Genomic DNA, 19,107 nt, shown 5'->3' with positions numbered 1-19,107 from the left:
CAGGCAAGTCTAGGTGCCGTCGGTCATGGTGGCGCGGACGCCCCGGCCGGCGGGGCGGCGCTCCGGCGTCGAGGAGCAGCGGTGCCGGCTCACACCGCGGGGACCGACCGCAGGACCGCGCGCACGCTTACACCTGCCTGCGCGCAGCTCCAGGCCCGCCTGGTCGGCGTCGAGAATGCGGAGCATGCCCGTCAGGGCCGCGGGGCTGTACCGGCCCGTCCGGTTCACCGCGAGCAGAGCCTTCCGCTGGGCGTCGATGACCTCGAGGGCGTGCCGGCCGGCCAGTTCGGCGAGCCGCCGGTCGGCGGGGAGCCGCCCGGCGGCGCCGGCCCTGCCCAGCAGGTTCTGGGCTCGGGAGACGAGCTCGGTCTCCTCGTCGGCCCCCTCGCCGCCACCGCCGTGCGCGGCGGCCGCGCACAGGTCGTCGAGGGCCTCCCGCAGCTCCTCGGGCACCGGCACCCGCAGCGCCGCCTCGCGCATGACCCGGTGCAGCTCGGCCCTCTCCTCGGCGAAGACCGGAGCGGCGGCGGCCGGGTGCACCCCGGCGACGAAGCGCCCCAGAGTGCCGCCCTGCATCCCGAGGGAGATCGCGGCGACGCAGAAGGCGATGAGGATCATCGCCGTGCGCCCGGGCAGCCCGCTCGGCAGCGTCTGCGCGGCGGCGACGGTCACGGCGCCCCGCATGCCGGCCCAGCCGATGGTCGCGCCCTCCCGGGTGCCGAGGCGCTCCTGCACGTAGTAGTCGATGTCCGACAGCGTCCGCTCCATGCGCCGGATGAGGCGCACCACCCTGCGGCGGCTCCGACGCGAGGCGTGGTGCTCGCGCTGGTTGTGCCAGACCGTCATGAGGGCGCGCTCGACGGCCGGCCTGCGCCTCACGTGCCGGGACGAACGGTGCCTGGCCGCGGCGAGCATGAGCGCGACGACGAGCGCCCGGACGACGAGCAGGAGCGCCAGGACGACGGCCCGCGTCGGCGGCACGTCCTGCTCGTCGGCCAGGGCCGCGGGCAGCTGGAGCCCCATGAGCAGGAAGACGCTCGACTCGAGCACGAGGGAGATCTCGGCCCAGGTGGCCTGGTTCGTCGACCGCTGGGCGGCCTCGAGCGCCCTCGAGCACGGCGATGATGCGCTGGCTGACGCCGGCCCGGCGGACGATCGACGTGGCGACGGCGTCGGTCGGGCTGACGACGGCGCCCAGGGCGATGGCGGCGGCAAGTCCCAGCCCGGGCACGAGCGTGTGGAGGACAGTCCCGACGACCACCGCCGAGAGCGCCACGAGCAGCACCGACAGGGTGGCGATCGGGCCCAGGTTGCGTCGGAACTCGGGCATCGGCATCTTGACGGCCGAGGCGTGGAGGAGCCCGGGCAGGATGACCTCGAGGATGATGTCGGGGTCCGCGTGCATGGCGGGCACGGCCGGGATCGCTGCGACCCCGGTGCCGAGGACCAGGAGCAGCACCGGGGCGACGACGCCCGCCCGATCGGCCAATCGCTCGCTCATCGCGATGACGAACAGGGCGACGACGGCGATGGGGAGCATGACGGACACGGCCTCCAGGATCCACGCGCCGGCCGCGTCGGGGGCGGATCCGTCCACCGCCCGGAGACGACGGGGCCCCGACCTCGACGCACCCGCCCGAGGACGTGCGGAGAACGAGGGTCCTGATGCGTGGTACCGTTAGATCCAGGCGGTGGGATCAGCCGCATGTCCTGGCCCTCCGTCCGTCACGTGAGGGTGGGCCCGAACCTCATGAGGCGCCCGCCCCGCCGGCGTTCCGATCACCTCCATGTTCAGCCGAGCCGCTGCCTGCGGCGCTTCATGAGGGCGGACACCGAGGATCCGGCCAGGGGCAGACCGCCAGTGATCAGGAGAAGATCACGGGCCGGGCCGCCGCCGGTCGGGGGCAGGGGTCGCGCCCCGAACTCCTTGTTGACGAAGGCATCGCTGAACTCGTACCGACGGGTCAACGGGTCGGTCTTGAACTCGTGCTCCTTCTCGTCGGTCACGTAGCCGGACGGCGCCTGCACCTCCTTCAGGTGGAAGGGGGAGGCTGGTGCGGCGGTCAGCCCCTTCACCATGAATCGAGCCCGGAGCCGGGTCCTGGTCCGCGCAGGGATCCTTGCCGCACCCGTCAGCGTTGTCCGCGACACAGTCGGTCACGTCGACGGCGACCTTGCCCGCACCGCCCCTGACGTGCCAGACGGAGCCGGCCAGCGGCTTTCCGGAGTCATCGTTCTTCCTCCACACGACCGTGCCCTTGGGGTTGTTGACGATCTGCCCCCGGTCATTGACCAGCAGGATCCTCGGACTGCCCCGATCCAGACCGGCGCGGCGCTCGGCTTCCCCGGTCATCGATCAGCAGGACCTCGGACTGCCCCCGGTGCTGCGCGGCTCGAGTCTCGCGCTCAAGCCACCGACCTTGATCGAGGGGAAGACACAGGTGGCCGTGGAGAACTTGTCGTAGCCCTCGGGCGCGTTCAGCTCCTTGATCCAGTAGTGGAACAGGCCGAGCCCATCGATCCTGAACCTCCCCGGTTCGGGGTCCTGGTCCGCGCACTCCCCCGGCCGGCAGTCGCCGGTGCAGCCCTCGACCGTCGTCCAGTTCTGGGTGTCGTAGCCTCCTTGGATCTGCCAGGACGACCCCGCCAGCAGATTGCCCTCGGCATCGACCTTCTCCCAGGAGAGGGAGCCGCGGAGCTCGGCGGTGGTGCAGGCATCGTTGTTCTCGGGGCCGTCGGCATCGTCCTCCATGGTGACCTTGTTGCAGAGGCCCCTGGTCGGATCCGAGTCGTTCCCGCCGTCGCAACTCCCGAGAGCATCCCGTCCGCTCGCCGTGATCGCATTGGGCTCCACCGCATAGTGCACGGTGATCCTGTCCTGCTTCTCCTGCCCCGGATCCAGGTGGTCGCCCGAGCTGAGTCGGTAGGCACCGCCGCCGAGTGCGGCCGCCGGCTGTCCATCGACATCGACGCCGTCCAGCCGGAACCCCCCCCCCGGGGACCCCCGGACGGTCGATGATCTCGGGGAGGCCACCGCCGGCGGGGCCGGTGGTGCGGGCAGTCACCGCGTACCGACGGTGCAGCTCGGTGTCGCCGCCGTTGATGATCGCCCTGTCCTCGGAGGTCCTCCTCCCGGCGGTGAAGATGGGGATGTTTCCGGGGAAGGTGTTGACGACGCAGATCCTTCACATCCGCAGGCGCGTTGTCGGCGAAGGTCAGGGTCGCCGTGTTGTCGCCGACCGTTGCACCGCTGTCGGGATTGGCCACCGAGTAGCGCACCGCCACTTCCCGGGGGAAGGTCCTTCTCGCGGATGGTGCACGTGGCGGAGGACTTCGTCGATGCCTTGTTGGTGCTCCCCCGACAGTGGTCGGGAAGAACGGCATGAAGTCGTCTCCGAGGCACTCGTACTCGAAGACGAACTCCTGGCCCGCCTCAGGCTGACCGTCGCCATCAGCGTACTTGATGATCGAGAAGGTCGCGGTCTCGCCGATTCCAGAACCACCGGATTGCGGCACCTCGGCATAGGCCCTCCATGTGGTCCGTCGTCATGCCCGGATCGGGCCGACTGGCCTCCTGAGGACTGTTGTCGACGTCGACCACGTTGTGCAGGCGGTCCCAGTCCTTGTAGTCGGGGGTCAGCCGCCCGTTGACGATGATCATCAGTGCTTCGTTCCACCGGACGTATCGGCCGAAACGATCCGGTTCGAAGGTGACGGTGACCCCACTGTTCTCCTCCCGGCAGGACCAGCGGTCGGTGTCGACGTAGTTCTCGTCGTCGATGCCCGTGTACGGCGAGGGGTGCGATCGGCGATGGTCATCCCGTCGCAGCCGAGTACATAGCCGTCACCACCGGGGTCGTGGATGACCGTCGGCTCGTGGACGTCGCCGGCGGTGGCGCTGTTGAGACCGATCCACCGGATGATGTTGGAGTCGGCCTCACTGACCGAGCCGCTCTTGCCGTTCTTCTGGAAGTAGCCCGGCGGGGGCTCCTGGAGCAGGTGCGCGGGCAGGGTGCCGCCGCTGCCGTCACAGCCCCCGAAAGTTCAACTGGTAATCACCGGGGCGGGTCTCGCCCTGCCAGTCGACGCCGAAGTTCGCATCCCCGGAGACATTGCTGTGGGTCTCGACGTAGTCCGTCAACGTGAACCTGGTGGTCTGCCCGTCCCAGGTCACACGGGCGATGTGCTCACCGGTGGGCGAGTCGAGCCAGAACGGAGCGAGCGTCCGCTCGCGTCTGATGGGTTCGGGGATCTGCAGGGTGAAGTAGTCGCCAGCGCGTGAGCCCTCCTTGACCGACCAGTGGAAGACGACCGTGGCGGCCCCGCCGAAGGCGGCTACGCCGTCGTCGGTCACGCTGACGCCCTCGCGCCAGGAGACGTCCGAGAACGAGCCGGCGCAGGACTGCTCCGCGAAGGCCGGCTCCCGGTGCCCCTGGAGTACGGCGAGCATGGTCATGAGGAGCGCGACACCGAGTGCAGCAGCCAGCAGACGACGCGCTGATCAGTGCCCGCGGAGGGCGCCGCGAGCAGCAGGTTCGCGGACACGTTGACGGCCTTGTCAGCCCCGGGAGCATGGCGTTCCACCCTTCAGGTAAATTTGATTTTCAATCTTTTCACACACCGGATGACGGAAGGGTCCGGTGCTCCGGCACCGGACCCTTCCGTTCAGGATGATCGATGGTCGCGATCAGTTCTCACGCGAGTGGCGCCCGCGCAGGACGGAGCGCCAGCGCTCCTTGTTCACCGTGGCGATGGCCGCCAGGGAGATGCCCGCCGGGCAGGACACGGCGCACTCGCCGTACAGTGAGCAGGGGCCGAAGTTCTCGTCGAGCATCGAGACCATCTTGCGGGCCCGACGGCTGCGCTCCTGCCTGCCCTGCGGCATCTTGGCCAGGTGAGCGAGCTTGGCGCCCGCGAACAGCATGGCCGAGCCGTTCGGGCAGGCGGCGACGCAGGCGCCGCAGCCGATGCAGATGGCGTAGTCCATGGCCTGCTCGGATGTCAGGTGGTCCTGCGGCACGGTGTCGGCGTCCGGGGCGGTGCCGGTCATGACGTTCACGTGGCCGGCGGCCTGGACGAGCTCGTCGAGGGCCGAACGGTCGATCGCGAGGTCGCGGATGACCGGGAAGGCCGCCGAGCGGAAGGGTTCGATCGTGAAGTGCGTGACCTCGGGGAACGAGCGCAGGTGCTGACGGCAGGCCGGCGTGTTGGCCAGCGGGCCGTGCGGCTTGCCGTTGACGAGGAAGCCGCAGCATCCGCAGACACCCTCACGGCAGTCCGACTCGAAGACGATCGGCTCGCCGCCGGCCCCGACGATCTCGTCGTTGAGCTGATCGAGCATCTCGAGGAGACTGAGCTCGGGCTCGACGTCCTCCATGACATGGGTCTCGAAGTACCCCTCGGCGTCGGGTCCGTCCTGACGCCAGATATCGAGTGTGACCTTCATCGGTAATCCCTCACCTGCAGATCGATCAGCGAGAAGTTGAGCGGTTCGCTGTGGCGGACATGGGTGCCGTCGGGACGGGTCTCCCACGCGGACACGGCGCACCACTCGTCGTCGTTCCGCTTGGCCTCGCCCTCCGGGGTGGCGTACTCGGTGCGGAAGTGCGCACCGGCCGACTCACGGCGGTCGAGGGCGTCGAGGACCATGACCTCGGCCAGTTCGAGGAAGTCGGCCACCCGGCCCGCCTTCTCGAGCTCCTGGTTGAGACGGTCGTCGGAGCCGACGACCGTGACGTCGCGCCAGAACTCCTCGCGCAGCTCCCGGATCTCGCCGAGGGCCCTGCTCAGACCGGCCTCGTCGCGGCTCACGCCGCAGCCCTCGTAGAGGATGTCGCCGAGGCGGCGGTGGAACCACTCGGGACGACGAGTGCCGTTGTTGCTCGTCAGCTTGTTGATGCGGTCCTCGACGTAGGCGATCGACTCGCGCACCTCGGGGGCCTCGGTGGACAGGACCGGCTTGCCGACGAACCCGGCGAGGTAGTTCGGCACCGCCAGCGGCAGGGTGAACCAGCCGTCGACACTGGCCGACAGGAGCGAGTTGGCGCCCAGGCGGTTCGCACCGTGGTAGTTGTTCGACGCCTCACCGCCCACGAACAGGCCGGGGATGTTGCTCATCTGGTCGAAGTCGACCCACAGGCCGCCCATCGAGAAGTGGGCGCCGGGGGCGATGCGCATGGGCACCTCGTACGGGTTCTCGCCCGTGCAGTCGAGGTACATGTCGAACAGGTTGCCGTAGCGCTCCTTGATCGTCTCCTTGCCGAGACGGCTGATGGCGTCCTTGAAGTCCAGGTACACCGAGTTGTGCAGCGGGCCGACGCCGTGGCCGGAGTCGATCTGCGTGCGGGCGTTGCGGGAGGCGACGTCGCGGGGGGTCAGGTTGCCGAACGACGGGTACTTGCGCTCCAGGTAGTAGTCGCGCTCGTTCTCGGGGATGTCATTGGCGGGACGGTCGTCGCCGGGCTTCTTCGGCACCCAGATGCGGCCGTCGTTGCGCAGCGACTCGCTCATGAGCGTGGTCTTGGACTGCCAGTGCTGGCTGACCGGCAGGGCGGTCGGGTGGAACTGGAGGAAGCAGGGGCTGGCGAAGTAGGCGCCGTGACGGTGCGCGCGCCACGTGGCGGTGGCGTTCGAGCCCTTGGCCAGCGTCGACCAGTGGTAGACCGAGCCGTAGCCGCCGGTGCACAGCACGACGACGTGAGCGGTCCAGCCGCGGACCTCGCCGGTGAGCAGGTCGCGGGTGACGATGCCCTGGGCGCGGCCGTCGGCCACGACGAGGTCGAGCATCTCCATGCGGTTGTGCATCTTCACGGTGCCGGCGTCGACCTGCTCCTGGAGCGCCTGCGAGCAGGCCACCTCGAGCTGCTGGCCGGTCTCGCCGCGCGTGTAGTAGGTGCGGGAGACCTGCACGCCGCCGAACGAGCGGGTGGCCAGCTGGCCGCCGTACTCGCGGGCGAACGGGGCGCCGATGGCGTACATGTGGTCGATGACCTTGACGGACTCGATGCCGAGGCGCACGGCGTCGGCCTCGCGACCGCGGTAGTCGCCGCCCTTGACCGTGTCCTTCACGAAGCGCTTGAGCGAATCGCCGTCGATCTTGCGGGCGCGGGCCGCGTTGATGCCGCCCTGGGCGGCCACCGAGTGGGCGCGCCGCGGCGAGTCGTGGAAGCAGAAGCAGTCGACGTCGTAGCCGAGTTGGCCGAGCGTGGCCGCCGCGCCGGAGCCCGACAGGCCGGTGCCGACGATGATGATCTTCATCTTGCGACGGTTGGCCGGGTTGACGAGCCTGTACTCGTCCTGACGACGGCTCCAGGCGGTCAGCGGATCTCCCTCGGGGACGTGGGCGTCGAGCTCGGGGCCCACCTCGTAGCCTGCGGCCTTCTGCGCCGGGCCGAGCACGTCGCGCTTGCGCGGGGCGTCGTTCGGACGGACGAGGGGGCGGCTGGGGTCGTGCCCGGCGGCCGCGGGGGCCGGAACCGGGGTCGCGCCCGCCGGCGGCGTGACGTCGAGCTTCTCGGCGACCGCGCCGATGACGTTCTTGATGATGTTGGTCATGAGATCACCCCAGACAGGACGAGCATGGGCAGGGCGCCATTGCAGACCATGATGATGAGCGCAATGAGCAGGAAGGCGATGAGCCAGATCTTGCGCAGACGCGGGCCGGTGCCGCCGAAGTCGTTGACGGCGTTCCAGCCGCCCTGGCCGATGTGCAGCGCGGCGACGATCATGATGACCGTGTAGAAGATCGCCATCCACGGGCGGGAGAAGCTGGCGACAAGGTTCTCGTAGGCGTGCGCGTGGACGACCATCTCGTTGCCGACCATCTCGTGGGTGGCCTCCTGGAACCGGGAGGGCGCGAGGCCGCGGCCGATGGTGAGGTCGAGCAGGTGGACGATGATGAACGCGAGGAGCAGGACGCCCTCGACGACCATGTACTTGGCGAACCAGGCCTTCTTCTTCATGCCCTTGCGGGAGAACCCGCCGCGGGCCCTGCGACCGCGGACGTAGATCGTCAGACCGGCCCACACGTGCAGGATCAGGCAGACGCCGAGCGCCAGGCGCATGACGTAGAGCAGACCCTCGTAGGGCAGGAACGGGAAGAGGAAGGTGCGCAGGAAGGCCGCATACGCGTTGTAGTCCTCGGCGCCGAGGAACAGCTTGAGGTTGCCGACCATGTGGACAAAGACGAAGAGAACGAAGATCGTGCCGGTGGCGGCCATGATCAGCTTCAGGGTCACGTTCGACGGATGCTGGTTCAGCTTCTGCCGGACGACCGTGTCCCCCTGTCCTCGCGCCTTCTCGGTGACGCTCATGGGTTACTCCAATCGGGTGATGAATTGGTCCTACCATATGCCCTTCGCCGGGGGCACGCGGCATCGGGACGCACCTTTGGGACGATTTGCAGACCTATTCGGTCGGGGCGACCGGATTCACTGGTCTGAGAACCGCAAACGGGTCCGTCACGCGGTAGCCGGATGATCCAAACCTATAGGTGCGGGCGGGCCGCCCTCCACCGGCCCCGGGGGTCGACAGGCGGCCCGTCGCGACGATCTCGCCCCGTCTGCCCAGGACGCGGCCCAGGTTCGTCGCGTCGACGTCGTGGCCGAGCACCTCGATGTACAGGTCGCGCAGCCGCGCGAGGGTGAACTCGGCCGGGGCCAGGGCGTACGCGATGTTGGTGTACGACAGCTTGGCCCGCACCCGCCCCAGGGCCGCCGTGACGATGCGGCGGTGGTCGAAAGCCATCCCACCCAGCCCCGCGAGGGGCTCCCAGCGGCCTGCCGAGTCGCCGCCGGGCTCGACGGACGGCCCGACGAGCCCGACGTAGGCGGTGGCGATGGTGCGCTCGAAGGGGTCGCGCCCGGGGTCGGACAGGGTCACGAGCTGCTCGCAGTGCCCCAGGTCGGTCAGGTCGAGCTTCGTCGCCAAGTGCCGCTCCAGGGCCTCGTCCATCGTCTCCCCCGCGTCGACCGGGCCGCTGGGCAGGGCGAGCCTGCCGGTGAAGGGTTCACGGGTCCGGCGCCAGACCAGCACCTCGAGCCGCGCGCCCCCGACCGGCGACACGCGGAGGATCACGGCGATGACCTCATGGCGGAACTTCGCCACGCCATGACCATCGCGGAAGGGCTCGTTCGACACGGCATGATGGTACCGCCCCGAATTTTCGACTCAGAGACGATATTAAGCTATGTTATCGACTCATGAGCAGTAACTTGATCGGCAGCGATCCCGAGGACGGGAGGAACCCAATGACCATCACCGCGACCACCGATCCCGCACCGGCCGTCCGCGCCTGGGCCGACGCCGTGCGCCGGGAGGCCGCCGGGCAGGATGCGGTCATCCTGGCTCACAACTACCAGCCGCCGCTGATCCAGGACGTCGCCGACCACGTCGGGGACTCGCTCGCGCTGTCGCGCATCGCGGCGGACTGCGACGCGGGCACCATCGTCTTCGCCGGGGTGCACTTCATGGCGGAGACCGCCAAGCTCCTGTCCCCCGGCAAGCGTGTCCTCATCCCCGACGCGGGGGCCGGCTGCTCCCTGGCCGACTCGATCACCGCGGACCAGGTGCGGGGCTGGAGGCGCGAGCACCCCGGCGCGGTGGTGGTGAGCTACGTCAACACGACCGCCGAGGTGAAGGCCGAGTCGGACATCTGCTGCACCTCGTCGAACGCCGTCGAGGTCGTGGCCTCGGTGCCGGCCGACCGGGAGGTGCTCTTCTGCCCCGACCAGTTCCTCGGGGCGCACGTGCGGCGCATGACCGGGCGCGACACCATCCGCGTGTGGCCCGGGGAGTGCCACGTCCACGCCGAGATCTCCCCCGCCGAGCTCATCGACCGGGTGCACGAGCACCACGAGGCCGAGCTGTTCGTCCACCCCGAGTGCGGGTGCACGACCGCCGCGCTGTGGCTCGCCGGACGCGGCGAGCTGCCGCCCGGGCGCACCAGGGTGCTGTCGACCGGCGGCATGCTCGACGCCGCGAGGAGCACGCGGGCCGGCGAGGTGCTCGTCGCGACGGAGGTGGGCATGCTCCACCAGCTGCGCCGGGCGAACCGCGCCACCCGCTTCACCGCGGTGAACCCGCGCGCGGCCTGCCCCTTCATGAAGCTCACGACCCCGGAGAAGTTGCTGCGCTGCCTGCGCGAGGGCCGGGACGAGCTCCATGTGGACGAGCGGATCGCGGCCCGCGCCCGCGTCGCCGTCGAGCGCATGATCGCCATCGGGCGCACCGGCGGGGGCGAGTGAGGGTGGGCGCCGTGCACGGCTGGGAACTGCCCCACGGAGCCGAGGACAGGCCCCTGCGCACCGGCGTCCTCGTCGTCGGTTCCGGCGTGGCCGGGCTCACGACCGCCTGGTGCCTCTGCCGCTCGGGCGTCCCCACGACGATCCTCACGCGGGCCTCGCTGTCCGACTCGAGCACCGACTGGGCGCAGGGCGGGCTCGCTGCGGTGTGGTCGCCCGAGGACTCGACCCGTTCGCACGTCGCGGACACGCTGACGGCCGGGGCCGGGCTGTGCGAACCGGGCCCGGTGCGCGCGCTCGCCGCCGAGGCGCCGGAGGCGCTGCGCCGGCTCATCGCGCTGGGCGCGCGCTTCGACACGGGCCCCGACGGAGGCGCCGACCTGCACCTGGAGGGCGGCCACAGCGCCCGGCGCATCCTCCACGCGGGCGGCGACCGGTCGGGGCACGAGGTGCACCGGGCCCTCGTGGCGGCGCTCCGCGGTCGGGCCCGCCTGGACGTCCGCGAGTCGGTGCGCGTCGTCGACGTCCTCACCGACGCCGACGGCGAGGCCTGCGGCGCCCGGGTCCTCGACGGACGCGGCCGGACGGGAAGCATCCTCGCCGGCGCCGTCGTGCTCGCCTCCGGCGGGATCGCCGGCCTGTGGCCGACCTCGACGAATCCTCCGGTGTGCACGGGCGACGGCCTCGCCGCGGCGCTGCGAGCCGGGGCGCGGGCCCGCGACGTCGAGTTCCTCCAGTTCCACCCCACGGTGCTCGTCGTCCCGCCGCGATGGCGCCGACCCGGCGACCGCGGCGTCCTCATCTCGGAGGCCGTGCGCGGGGACGGCGCCCTCCTCGTCGACCACGGGGGCGCGCGGATCATGGCGGGGGTGCACCAGCTCGCCGACCTTGCGCCGCGCGACGTCGTCTCGTCCGCCGAGCACGCCCACATGGCCCGCACCGGGGAGCCCCACCTGTTCCTCGACGCCACCGCCTTCGGCGCCGCCGCCTGGCGGGAGCGGTTCCCCTCGATCCTGCGGATGTGCCGCGAGCGCGGCGTCGATCCCGTCACCGAACCGATCCCCGTGCGCCCCGGCGCCCATTACCACTGCGGCGGCGTCCGGGCCGACATGGCGGGACGGACCGACGTGCCCGGGCTCCACGCCGTCGGCGAGGCCGCCTGCACCGGGGTCCAGGGGGCCAACCGTCTCGCCTCGAACTCCCTCACCGAGGGGCTCGTCATGGGGCGGAGGGCCGCCGAGGCCATCATCGCCGACTTCCCCCGTCCCGGACCGCCGGTCGCGCGCCCCTCGTCCCCGCCGGCGGACGGCGGCGCCACCGGGGGCATCCGCCGGCTCCTCGCCGAGTACGCCGGGGTGCTGCGCACCGACGAGGGCCTCGCCCTGGTCGAGGCGGCGGCGCAGGAGCCGGGGCGGGCCGCGGGGCTGGACGACGCGAGCCTCACGGCGACGAACACGGCCCTCGTCGCGGCGCTCCTCGCCCGCGCCGCCCGGCGCCGACGCGAGTCGCGCGGCTGCCACCGCAGGGCCGATCTGCTCGTGGAGGACCCCGCCTGGCTGGTCCACCAGGACTGGAGTCTGGACGACGAGCGCCGACCGCGCGTCCGCGACGTCCCGGTGGGCCGGTGCGACGACGCGGAGGGTCCGCGATGAGCGCCCCGGGGACGGCGCCCGGCGTCCTGGGGCCCGAGCGGGTGCCGGATGCCCTGCGCGCCGCCGGTCTCGACCCGCGCGGCGTGCTGGAGGTCGTCGACGGGGCGCTGCGGGAGGACCTGGCCCTGGGCCCGGACGTCACGACGGACGCGATCCTTCCGGCCGGGGCGCGGGGCTCGGCATCGGTCGTGGCGCGGGGCGACGGCCGTCTGGCGGGGATCCCGGTGGCGGCCGCGGTCGTCCACCGCCTCGCCCGGGCCCGGGGCGTCGACGCGACGGTGGAGGTCCTCGTCGAAGACGGGCGGCCGGTGTCCGCCGGACGGACGGTGCTGCGCATCCGGACGCAGCTGCGCTGCCTGCTCACCGCCGAGCGCACGATGCTCAACCTGCTGGGGCAGCTCTCGGGCGTGGCGACCGCGACGGCCGCCTGGGCCGACGCGCTGGCGGGCACGGGAACGGTCGTGCGCGACACCCGCAAGACGGTGCCCGGTCTGCGGGCCCTTCAGAAGTACGCCGTGCGCTGCGGAGGAGGGGCGAACCACAGGATGGGGCTCGGCGACGCGGCACTCGTCAAGGACAACCACGTCGCGGCGGCCGGCTCGGTGGCGGCGGCCCTCGAGTCGGTCCGGGCGCACGCGCCGCGACTGCCCTGCGAGGTGGAGTGCGACACCCTCGAGCAGGTGCGGGAGGCCGTCGCCGCGGGGGCCTCGCTCGTGCTCCTCGACAACATGGAGCCGGCGTCCATGGCCGAGGCCGTGGCGCTGTGCCGGCCCGTGGGAGTGCGCACCGAGGCGAGCGGGGGCCTCGTGCTGCCCGACGCGGCGGCCGTCGCCGCCACGGGGGTCGACTACGTCGCCGTGGGGGCGCTCACCCATTCATCCCCCGTGCTCGACCTGGGCCTGGACCTGGACTGACACGGCGGGGCCGACGCGGACGCGGCGCCGGGCGGGCTCAGCAGCCGGCCAGCCGGACGGCCAGGTAGTCCTTCACCCGGGCGAGCCCGACTCGCTCCTGGGTCATGGTGTCGCGCTCGCGGATCGTCACGGCGTCGTCGTCGAGGGTGTCGAAGTCGACCGTCACGCAGAAGGGGGTGCCGATCTCGTCCTGGCGGCGGTAGCGCTTGCCGATGGCCTGGGCATCGTCGAAATCGACGTTCCAGACCCCGCGCAGCTCGTCGGCCAGGGAGCGCGCCTTCGGGGAGAGCCGCTCGTTGCGGCTCAGCGGCAGCACGGCGGCCTTGACGGGGGCCAGGCGCGGGTCGAGCCGCAGCACGGTGCGCTTGTCGACGCCGCCCTTCGTGTTCGGGGCCTCGTCCTCGGTGCAGGCGTCCACGAGGAAGGCCATGAGGGAGCGGGTCAGGCCGGCCGAGGGCTCGATGACGTACGGCAGGTAGTGCTCGTTCCTGGCCTGGTCGAAGTAGGTCAGGTCGGCTCCGGAGTGCTCGGCGTGGGTGCCAAGGTCGAAGTCGGTGCGGTTGGCGATGCCCTCGAGCTCGCCCCAGTCGCCGCCGGCGAAGCCGAAGCGGTACTCGATGTCGACGGTCCTCTTGGAGTAGTGCGAGAGCTTCTCGGCCGGGTGCTCGTAGAGGCGCAGGTTCTCCTCGGCGATGCCCAGGCCGGTGTACCAGGCCTTGCGGTGGTCGATCCAGTACTGGTGCCAGTCCTCGTCGGTGCCGGGCTCGACGAAGAACTCCAGCTCCATCTGCTCGAACTCGCGGGTGCGGAAGATGAAGTTGCCGGGCGTGATCTCGTTGCGGAAGCTCTTGCCGGTCTGGGCGACGCCGAACGGGGGCTTCATGCGCGTGGTGGTGAGGATGTTCTTGAAGTTGATGAAGATCCCCTGGGCGGTCTCGGGGCGCAGGTAGTGCAGCCCGGACTCGTCCTGGACCGGACCGAGGCAGGTCCTGAGCATCATGTTGAAGTCGCGCGGCTCGGTGTACCGGCCGCGGGTGCCGCAGTTGGGGCAGGGGATCTCGGCGGCCTCGACGGTGTCGGGGTCGGCGATGCCCTTGCGGTTCGCGTACTCCTCGGCCAGCTGGTCGGCGCGGAAGCGCTTGTGGCAGGACAGGCACTCGACGAGCGGGTCGTTGAAGACCGCGACGTGGCCCGAGGCCACCCACACCTGGGGCGGCAGGATGACCGACGAGTCCAGACCGACGACGTCGCCGCGGCTCGTGACCGTGCTGCGCCACCACTGGCGCTTGATGTTCTCCTTGAGCTCGACGCCCAGCGGTCCGTAGTCCCAGGCCGCGCGCGTCCCGCCGTAGATCTCGCCGCAGGGGAAGACGAATCCGCGCCGCTTGCACAGGCCGATGACCCTGTCGAGTTTGCTCTCTGCCACTGATGGCTCCTTCGTCATGCCGGATGACCGGCGACGGGCCGATACCTGGCTGGCACCGGCGCGGGCCCGCTGGCCCGTGGCCCATCATGCCCGAAGCGGGTCCGGCGGTGCCCCGCGCACCGCAGCGCGGACGCCCCGGCGGGCCCGGGCCGGGGCGACCCATCTTCTTGCGAATCATTTGCATTTAGAGCCGAGCCGATCCAGAATGGCTCTCATGAGACTTCGATCCGCACCCGTGACCCTGCGCGCCGCCGCCGCCGTGCTCGCCGGCGCGCTGACCCTGAGCGGCTGCTCGTCGTCCGGCGCCGGCGGGAGCACCGACGGCCTCGACGTCGTGGCCGCCTTCTACCCCTTCCAGTTCGTCGCCGAACAGGTCGGCGGGGACCTCGTGCAGGTCACGAACCTGACCCAGCCCGGCTCCGAGCCGCACGACCTGGAGCTCACCGCCCAGCAGACCGCCTCCCTCGGCCAGGCCGACCTCGTGCTCTACCAGACCGGATTCCAGGCGGCCGTCGACGACGCCGTCGCGCAGAGCGCGCCGAAGGCCTCGATCGACGTCGCCTCGATCGTCCCCCTCGCCGATCCCGTCGAGTCCGTCGACCTCGGCGAGGACGACGCCGGGGACGACGACGAGCACTTCGCCAAGGACCCCCACGAGTGGCTCGATCCGCGGAACATGATCACGATCACGAACGCCGTGCGCGACGAGCTGAGCGAGCTCGATGCCGAGCACGCCGAGCAGTACCGGGCGAACGCCGACACCCTCGTCGAGCGACTCACCCGGCTCGACGCCGACTTCGCCGCGCTCGGGGAATGCCAGCAGAAGACCTTCGTGACGACGCACGCGGCGTTCGGCTACCTGGCCACCCGCTACGGGCTGAACCAGATCGGCATCTCGGGGCTGTCCCCGGACGAGGAACCCTCGCCGGCGCGCATCGCGCGGGTGCAGCAGCTGGCCCGCGACAACGGCGTGACGACGATCTTCTACGAGACCCTCGTCTCCGACAAGGTCGCGAGCTCGATCGCCGGGGACCTGGGCCTGGCCACAGACGTGCTCGACCCGCTCGAGGGCATCACCGACCAGTCGCGGGGCGACGACTACATCGAGGTCATGGAGTCGAACCTCGCCGCCCTCAGGACGGCGAACCGGTGCGGGTGAACCGCCGGGCGCCGGACACGGCACGCCGGGCACGACGAGGAGGAGCAGGGATGGACGGGACGACGAGGGGGCGCGCGGCCGCCCCGGAGGACGGGGACGGGACGGTCCTGGAGTGCCGCGGGCTGTGCGTCACCCTCGACGGGCACCAGATCCTCGTCGACATCGACGTGCAGGTGCACCGGGGCGAGGCGGTCGCCCTCCTCGGCGCCAACGGGTCGGGCAAGTCGACCCTCGTCAAGGCACTCCTCGGGCTCGTCCCGACCAGCGCCGGCAGCGTCCGGCTGTTCGGTGAGCCGCTCGCCCGCTTCACGCGGTGGCGTCTCATCGGCTACGTGCCCCAGCGCGGCGAGTCCTCGGTGAGCAATGCCACCGTCCGCGAGATCGTCACCACCGGGAGGCTCGCCCACCGCAGGCCCTTCCGTCCGCTGGGGGCCGCCGACCGTGCCGCCGTCGGCGAGGCCCTGGAGCGCGTCGGCCTGACGGACCGGGCCGGCGACCCGCTGCGCATCCTCTCGGGCGGGCAGCAGCAGCGCGCGCTCATCGCACGGGCCCTCGCCGGCCGGGCCGAGCTGCTCGTCATGGACGAGCCCCTGGCCGCCCTCGACGTGGACACCCAGGAGAGCCTCGCCGGGCTCTTCGGGACGCTCAAGGCCGACGGCCTGTCGATCCTCGTCATCATGCACGAGCTGGGGCCGATGGCCGGGCTCATCGACCGCTCGATCGTGCTGCGCACCGGGCACAAGGTCCACGACGGCCCGCTCGAACCGACCGGCGGCGGGAGCGGCGACCACCACGTGAACGCGCCGCGGGCGGGCGCCTACCTGCCCGACCCCCGGATCCTGCCCGGCCCCAGGGTCGTACGGCTCCACGCCGGACAGGAGCACTGAGATGTCCTTCCTCGCCCTCGCGTTCATGCAGCGCGCGCTCGTCGCGGCGCTGCTGTCCGGCGTCATGAGCCCGGCCGTCGGCACCTACATCGTCCAGCGGCGGCTCTCACTGCTCGGCGACGGCCTGGGCCACGTGGCCATCGCCGGCGTCGGCCTCGCCCTGATCACGGGCTGGGCGCCCACACCGGTCGCCATCGCCGTGTGCGTCGCCGGCGCGGTCGCCATCGAGCTCGCCCGCCAGAGCGGCCGGGCGCCGGCCGACGTCGGGCTGGCCATCCTCTTCTACGGCGGGCTGGCCACCGGCGTCCTCATGGCGGGCATCTCGGGCCGGGGTTCGGGGGTGCTCTCGCAGTACCTCTTCGGCTCGCTCACCACGGTGAGCACCTCGGACGTCGTCGTCGTCGCCGTCATGGCCGTGGTCATCGTGACGCTGTGCCTCGGCCTGGCACCGCAGCTGTTCGCCGTGTGCGCCGACGAGGACCACGCCCGGAGCCAGGGCCTGCCGGTGCGGGCGCTCGAACTGTGCATCGTCGTCATGGCCTCGGTCACCGTCGCCGTCTCGATGCGCACCGTCGGACTCCTGCTCGTGAGCGCCATGATGGTCGTGCCCGTGGCGGCGGCGAACAACCTCGTGACCGGCTTCCACCGCGCGCTGCTCACCTCGATGGGGATGGGCCTGGTGGTCAGCGCGGTCGGCGTGATCGGCTCGTACTACTGGAACACCGCCTCCGGAGCGACGATCGTCGTGAGCGCCATCGTCGTCTTCATGGTCAGCGCACCGATCGGCTCGTGGCTGACCCGCAGGAGGTCGCTGAGGGCCTCCGACGACCCTATAGTGAGGACAACGGGCGGGGGTCCCGACCCCCGGTGCGCCATGACGCGCCACGACACCGCGGACGGGGGCGCCGACGGCGGGGGCGTCCCCGGGAGGACACGGACGAGGATCGGTGACGCGGGCGATGAGCACTGACAGGGCCGGCACCACGGACAGGGCGCAGCCGCGCAACACGCGCCAGCGCCGGCTCATCCTGCGAACCCTCGGCGAGGGCCGCGGCTTCCGCACCGCCCAGCAGCTGCACGCCGAGCTCGTGGAGGCCGGCGAGCAGGCCTCGCTGGCCACCGTCTACCGCGTCCTCAGCTCACTGGCCGACAACGGCGAGGCCGACACCTGGCGCACCCCCGAGGGCGAGATGGCCTACCGCCGCTGCTCGACGGTCCGGCACCACCACCACCTGATCTGCCGCACCTGCGGTCGCACCGTCGAGGTCAGCGGCGGCCCGGCCGAGCGGTGGTCCGAGGCGATCGCCGCCGAGCACGGTTTCATCCAGCCCGAGCACCACGTCGAGATCTTCGGGATCTGCCCCGAGTGCGCCGCCCGCGGGCCGCTCGAGGACTGACGGTCGCGGGACGACCCCGCCGGTGGATCCGGGGCCCCTGGCGATAGGATCGATCCGTACAACACACATCACCTCTGCGAGGGAAGCCGGTGGGAATCCGGCGCTGACGCGCAGCCGTGAGTCGGGGACGCCCCGACGAGTCGGAATGCTCGCTCCGGTGATTCCAACCTCGACCGCTGCCGCGAACGCACCGGCGACCGTGATGTCGTCGTGCATGCAGCACAAAGGATGACATCATGAGCGCCACGACCTGGCCGCTCGGACAGCCCCACGAGACCGAGCCGAGCACCGCACCCTCCCTCCACCCGCTGCCGACCGCGCAGATGATCCCGCGTCTGGACACCTACCTCCATGCGTGGCTCGCCACCCGCGCCGGAACCGTCGCCGACAAGACCCTGCGCACCGACCAGGATCTGCTCCGCCTCATCCCGCAGCCCTGGATGCGCCAGGATCCGTGCACCTTCACCCAGTCCGACGTGCGCCAGCTCCTCGCGCACTTCCGCTCGCGGGGACTCGGCGAGCTCTCGGTGCGCCGCTACCGCGCCAGCCTCTCGTCCTTCTTCACCTGGCTGCGCGAGGGCGGGCTCATCGACCGCTCCCCCGTGCCCCGGTCCGCCCGCCGCCCCGCCGAGCCGACCACCTCGGCGATGCCGTTCACCGCGGACGAGCTCCACGAGGCCTTCCGCCAGTGGCAGGCCCAGGACCGCCGCCTGGCGCTCGTCATGCTCGTCCTGTCGCACACCGGGCTGCGCTGGGCCGAGGCCCGCTCCCTGCTCGTCGGGGACGTGCACCTGCGCGAGGGCTTCCTCGTCGTCCACCGGTCCACGCCCGAGGGGGTGAGCACCCGCGAGTTCGGACCCGAGCTCGTCCGGAGGGTCCCGCTCTCGAAGTGCGCGACCCGCGCGCTGGCCGAGCTCACCGCCGGGGCCCGCCCCGATCAGCTGGCCATGACCACCGACCGCGGCTGCCAGCTGCACCGCACCTCGGTGCTGCGCACGCTCGACTGGCCGCGCACGGGCCGGGGCCGCCGGCTGGTCGACCTGCGGCACACCGCCGCCCAGCTGTGGCTCGACTGCGGCCGTTCCCCGGCCCAGGTGCGCTCCTGGATGGGGCACAGCCTCATCACGGGCTGACCCCCGCGGCCCGGCCGGCCCCGTCCACGGCCCCGGCGGGGCCCGCCTCACTCGACCATGTCGAGGCTTCGGCGCTCGGGCAGAAGCAGGGCCGAGGCGGCGATGACGAAGCTGATCGCGAAAACACGGCGGGGACGATCCCGACCAGCAGGGCCCACCGCCAGCCGGGCACCCCGCCGAGGGTCCGCGGCACGAGGAAGCGGCCGAGCAGGGCGGCCAGGATCCAGCCGAGGGCCCAGAGGCTCTCGAGCCAGACCACCATGCGCCCGCGGATGCGCCGGGGGGGCGAACTCGCTCA

At 71.6% G+C, this 19,107-nt stretch carries 19 protein-coding genes, 1 pseudogene and 1 riboswitch; of the genes and pseudogenes, 8 read left to right on the top strand and 12 right to left on the bottom strand.

Annotation, left to right across the window (positions count from 1 at the left end; translation table 11 throughout):
- Window positions 1–9 precede the first annotated feature (9 nt).
- The 10 genes and pseudogenes from EGX94_RS12215 to EGX94_RS12170 all read right to left on the bottom strand — a co-directional run bounded on the left by EGX94_RS12215 (window position 10) and on the right by EGX94_RS12170 (window position 9,138).
- Complete coding sequence (locus EGX94_RS12215) at window positions 10–1,215, bottom strand: cation:proton antiporter domain-containing protein (RefSeq protein ID WP_021797210.1); 1,206 nt, start codon at window positions 1,213–1,215, stop codon at window positions 10–12.
- Window positions 1,163–1,501 (bottom strand): annotated as a pseudogene (locus EGX94_RS14465) (cation:proton antiporter domain-containing protein); the annotation flags it as partial. The pseudogene EGX94_RS14465 and the gene EGX94_RS12215, both read right to left, overlap by 53 nt.
- 290 nt (window positions 1,502–1,791) lie before the next feature.
- Entirely contained in the window at window positions 1,792–2,079 is a 288-nt protein-coding gene (locus EGX94_RS12205; RefSeq protein ID WP_043121057.1) for a prealbumin-like fold domain-containing protein, read from the bottom strand.
- 277 nt (window positions 2,080–2,356) lie between these two features.
- Window positions 2,357–2,866 carry a SpaA isopeptide-forming pilin-related protein gene (locus tag EGX94_RS12200; protein WP_123826371.1) on the bottom strand — a complete coding sequence of 170 codons (510 nt, stop codon included), beginning with the start codon at window positions 2,864–2,866 and terminating at the stop codon, window positions 2,357–2,359.
- A 585-nt stretch (window positions 2,867–3,451) separates the two neighbouring features.
- Window positions 3,452–3,661, bottom strand: coding sequence for a hypothetical protein (locus EGX94_RS12195; protein WP_028707237.1), 210 nt, complete (start codon window positions 3,659–3,661; stop codon window positions 3,452–3,454).
- 366 nt (window positions 3,662–4,027) lie between these two features.
- A complete protein-coding gene (locus EGX94_RS12190; RefSeq protein ID WP_021797239.1) occupies window positions 4,028–4,456 on the bottom strand; it encodes an Ig-like domain-containing protein in 429 nt (142 codons plus the stop codon).
- Window positions 4,457–4,687: 231 nt separating this feature from the next.
- Entirely contained in the window at window positions 4,688–5,446 is a 759-nt protein-coding gene (locus EGX94_RS12185; protein WP_021797211.1) for a succinate dehydrogenase/fumarate reductase iron-sulfur subunit, read from the bottom strand.
- A complete protein-coding gene (locus tag EGX94_RS12180) occupies window positions 5,443–7,554 on the bottom strand; it encodes a fumarate reductase/succinate dehydrogenase flavoprotein subunit (RefSeq protein ID WP_021797221.1) in 2,112 nt (703 codons plus the stop codon). The genes EGX94_RS12185 and EGX94_RS12180 overlap by 4 nt, the downstream gene beginning before the upstream one ends.
- Window positions 7,551–8,219: a succinate dehydrogenase cytochrome b subunit gene (locus EGX94_RS12175; protein WP_028707239.1), complete on the bottom strand. Its 669-nt coding sequence runs from the start codon at window positions 8,217–8,219 to the stop codon at window positions 7,551–7,553. The genes EGX94_RS12180 and EGX94_RS12175 overlap by 4 nt, the downstream gene beginning before the upstream one ends.
- A gap of 187 nt (window positions 8,220–8,406) precedes the next feature.
- The gene (locus EGX94_RS12170) at window positions 8,407–9,138 is read right to left on the bottom strand and encodes an NUDIX hydrolase (RefSeq protein ID WP_021797226.1); all 732 of its coding nucleotides are present in this window, start codon (window positions 9,136–9,138) and stop codon (window positions 8,407–8,409) included.
- 110 nt (window positions 9,139–9,248) lie between these two features.
- Between EGX94_RS12170 and nadA the strand changes: the two genes are divergently transcribed.
- Genes nadA through nadC form a run of 3 tightly spaced genes read left to right on the top strand, consistent with a single transcriptional unit; the run spans window position 9,249 to window position 12,807 of the window.
- Window positions 9,249–10,244 carry a quinolinate synthase NadA gene (nadA, locus tag EGX94_RS12165; protein ID WP_021797204.1) on the top strand — a complete coding sequence of 332 codons (996 nt, stop codon included), beginning with the start codon at window positions 9,249–9,251 and terminating at the stop codon, window positions 10,242–10,244.
- Between the two features lie 11 nt (window positions 10,245–10,255).
- A complete protein-coding gene (gene nadB / locus EGX94_RS12160) occupies window positions 10,256–11,893 on the top strand; it encodes an L-aspartate oxidase (protein WP_051245834.1) in 1,638 nt (545 codons plus the stop codon).
- Window positions 11,890–12,807, top strand: coding sequence for a carboxylating nicotinate-nucleotide diphosphorylase (nadC, locus tag EGX94_RS12155; protein ID WP_021796644.1), 918 nt, complete (start codon window positions 11,890–11,892; stop codon window positions 12,805–12,807). The genes nadB and nadC overlap by 4 nt, the downstream gene beginning before the upstream one ends.
- 37 nt (window positions 12,808–12,844) lie before the next feature.
- Here nadC and EGX94_RS12150 read toward each other — a convergent pair whose 3' ends face one another.
- Window positions 12,845–14,251, bottom strand: coding sequence for a glycine--tRNA ligase (locus EGX94_RS12150; RefSeq protein WP_043120442.1), 1,407 nt, complete (start codon window positions 14,249–14,251; stop codon window positions 12,845–12,847).
- A gap of 196 nt (window positions 14,252–14,447) precedes the next feature.
- On the opposite strand from EGX94_RS12150, the gene EGX94_RS12145 reads away from it, so the two are divergent.
- From EGX94_RS12145 to EGX94_RS12125, 5 genes are all read left to right on the top strand, one after another.
- The gene (locus tag EGX94_RS12145; protein WP_226906029.1) at window positions 14,448–15,392 is read left to right on the top strand and encodes a metal ABC transporter substrate-binding protein; all 945 of its coding nucleotides are present in this window, start codon (window positions 14,448–14,450) and stop codon (window positions 15,390–15,392) included.
- Between the two features lie 50 nt (window positions 15,393–15,442).
- A complete protein-coding gene (locus tag EGX94_RS12140) occupies window positions 15,443–16,279 on the top strand; it encodes a metal ABC transporter ATP-binding protein (protein WP_021796654.1) in 837 nt (278 codons plus the stop codon).
- A 1-nt stretch (window position 16,280) separates the two neighbouring features.
- Window positions 16,281–17,249, top strand: a complete 969-nt coding sequence (locus EGX94_RS12135; RefSeq protein ID WP_021796641.1) for a metal ABC transporter permease — start codon at window positions 16,281–16,283, stop codon at window positions 17,247–17,249.
- Entirely contained in the window at window positions 17,239–17,676 is a 438-nt protein-coding gene (locus EGX94_RS12130; protein WP_043120446.1) for a Fur family transcriptional regulator, read from the top strand. Before EGX94_RS12135 ends, EGX94_RS12130 begins: the two co-directional genes overlap by 11 nt.
- 14 nt (window positions 17,677–17,690) lie before the next feature.
- Window positions 17,691–17,847, top strand: a riboswitch (cobalamin riboswitch).
- Window positions 17,848–17,912: 65 nt separating this feature from the next.
- A complete protein-coding gene (locus tag EGX94_RS12125; RefSeq protein ID WP_021796649.1) occupies window positions 17,913–18,809 on the top strand; it encodes a tyrosine-type recombinase/integrase in 897 nt (298 codons plus the stop codon).
- Here EGX94_RS12125 and EGX94_RS14115 read toward each other — a convergent pair.
- Window positions 18,799–19,071 (bottom strand): hypothetical protein, encoded by a 273-nt coding sequence (locus tag EGX94_RS14115; RefSeq protein WP_028707245.1) that lies wholly within the window; start codon window positions 19,069–19,071, stop codon window positions 18,799–18,801. The two genes, EGX94_RS12125 and EGX94_RS14115, sit on opposite strands and share 11 nt — an antisense overlap.
- Window positions 19,072–19,107 lie beyond the last annotated feature (36 nt).

This window comes from Propionibacterium acidifaciens, assembly GCF_003798325.1.
Classification (GTDB): domain Bacteria; phylum Actinomycetota; class Actinomycetes; order Propionibacteriales; family Propionibacteriaceae; genus Propionibacterium; species Propionibacterium acidifaciens.
This window is presented reverse-complemented; position numbering and strand designations above follow the sequence as displayed.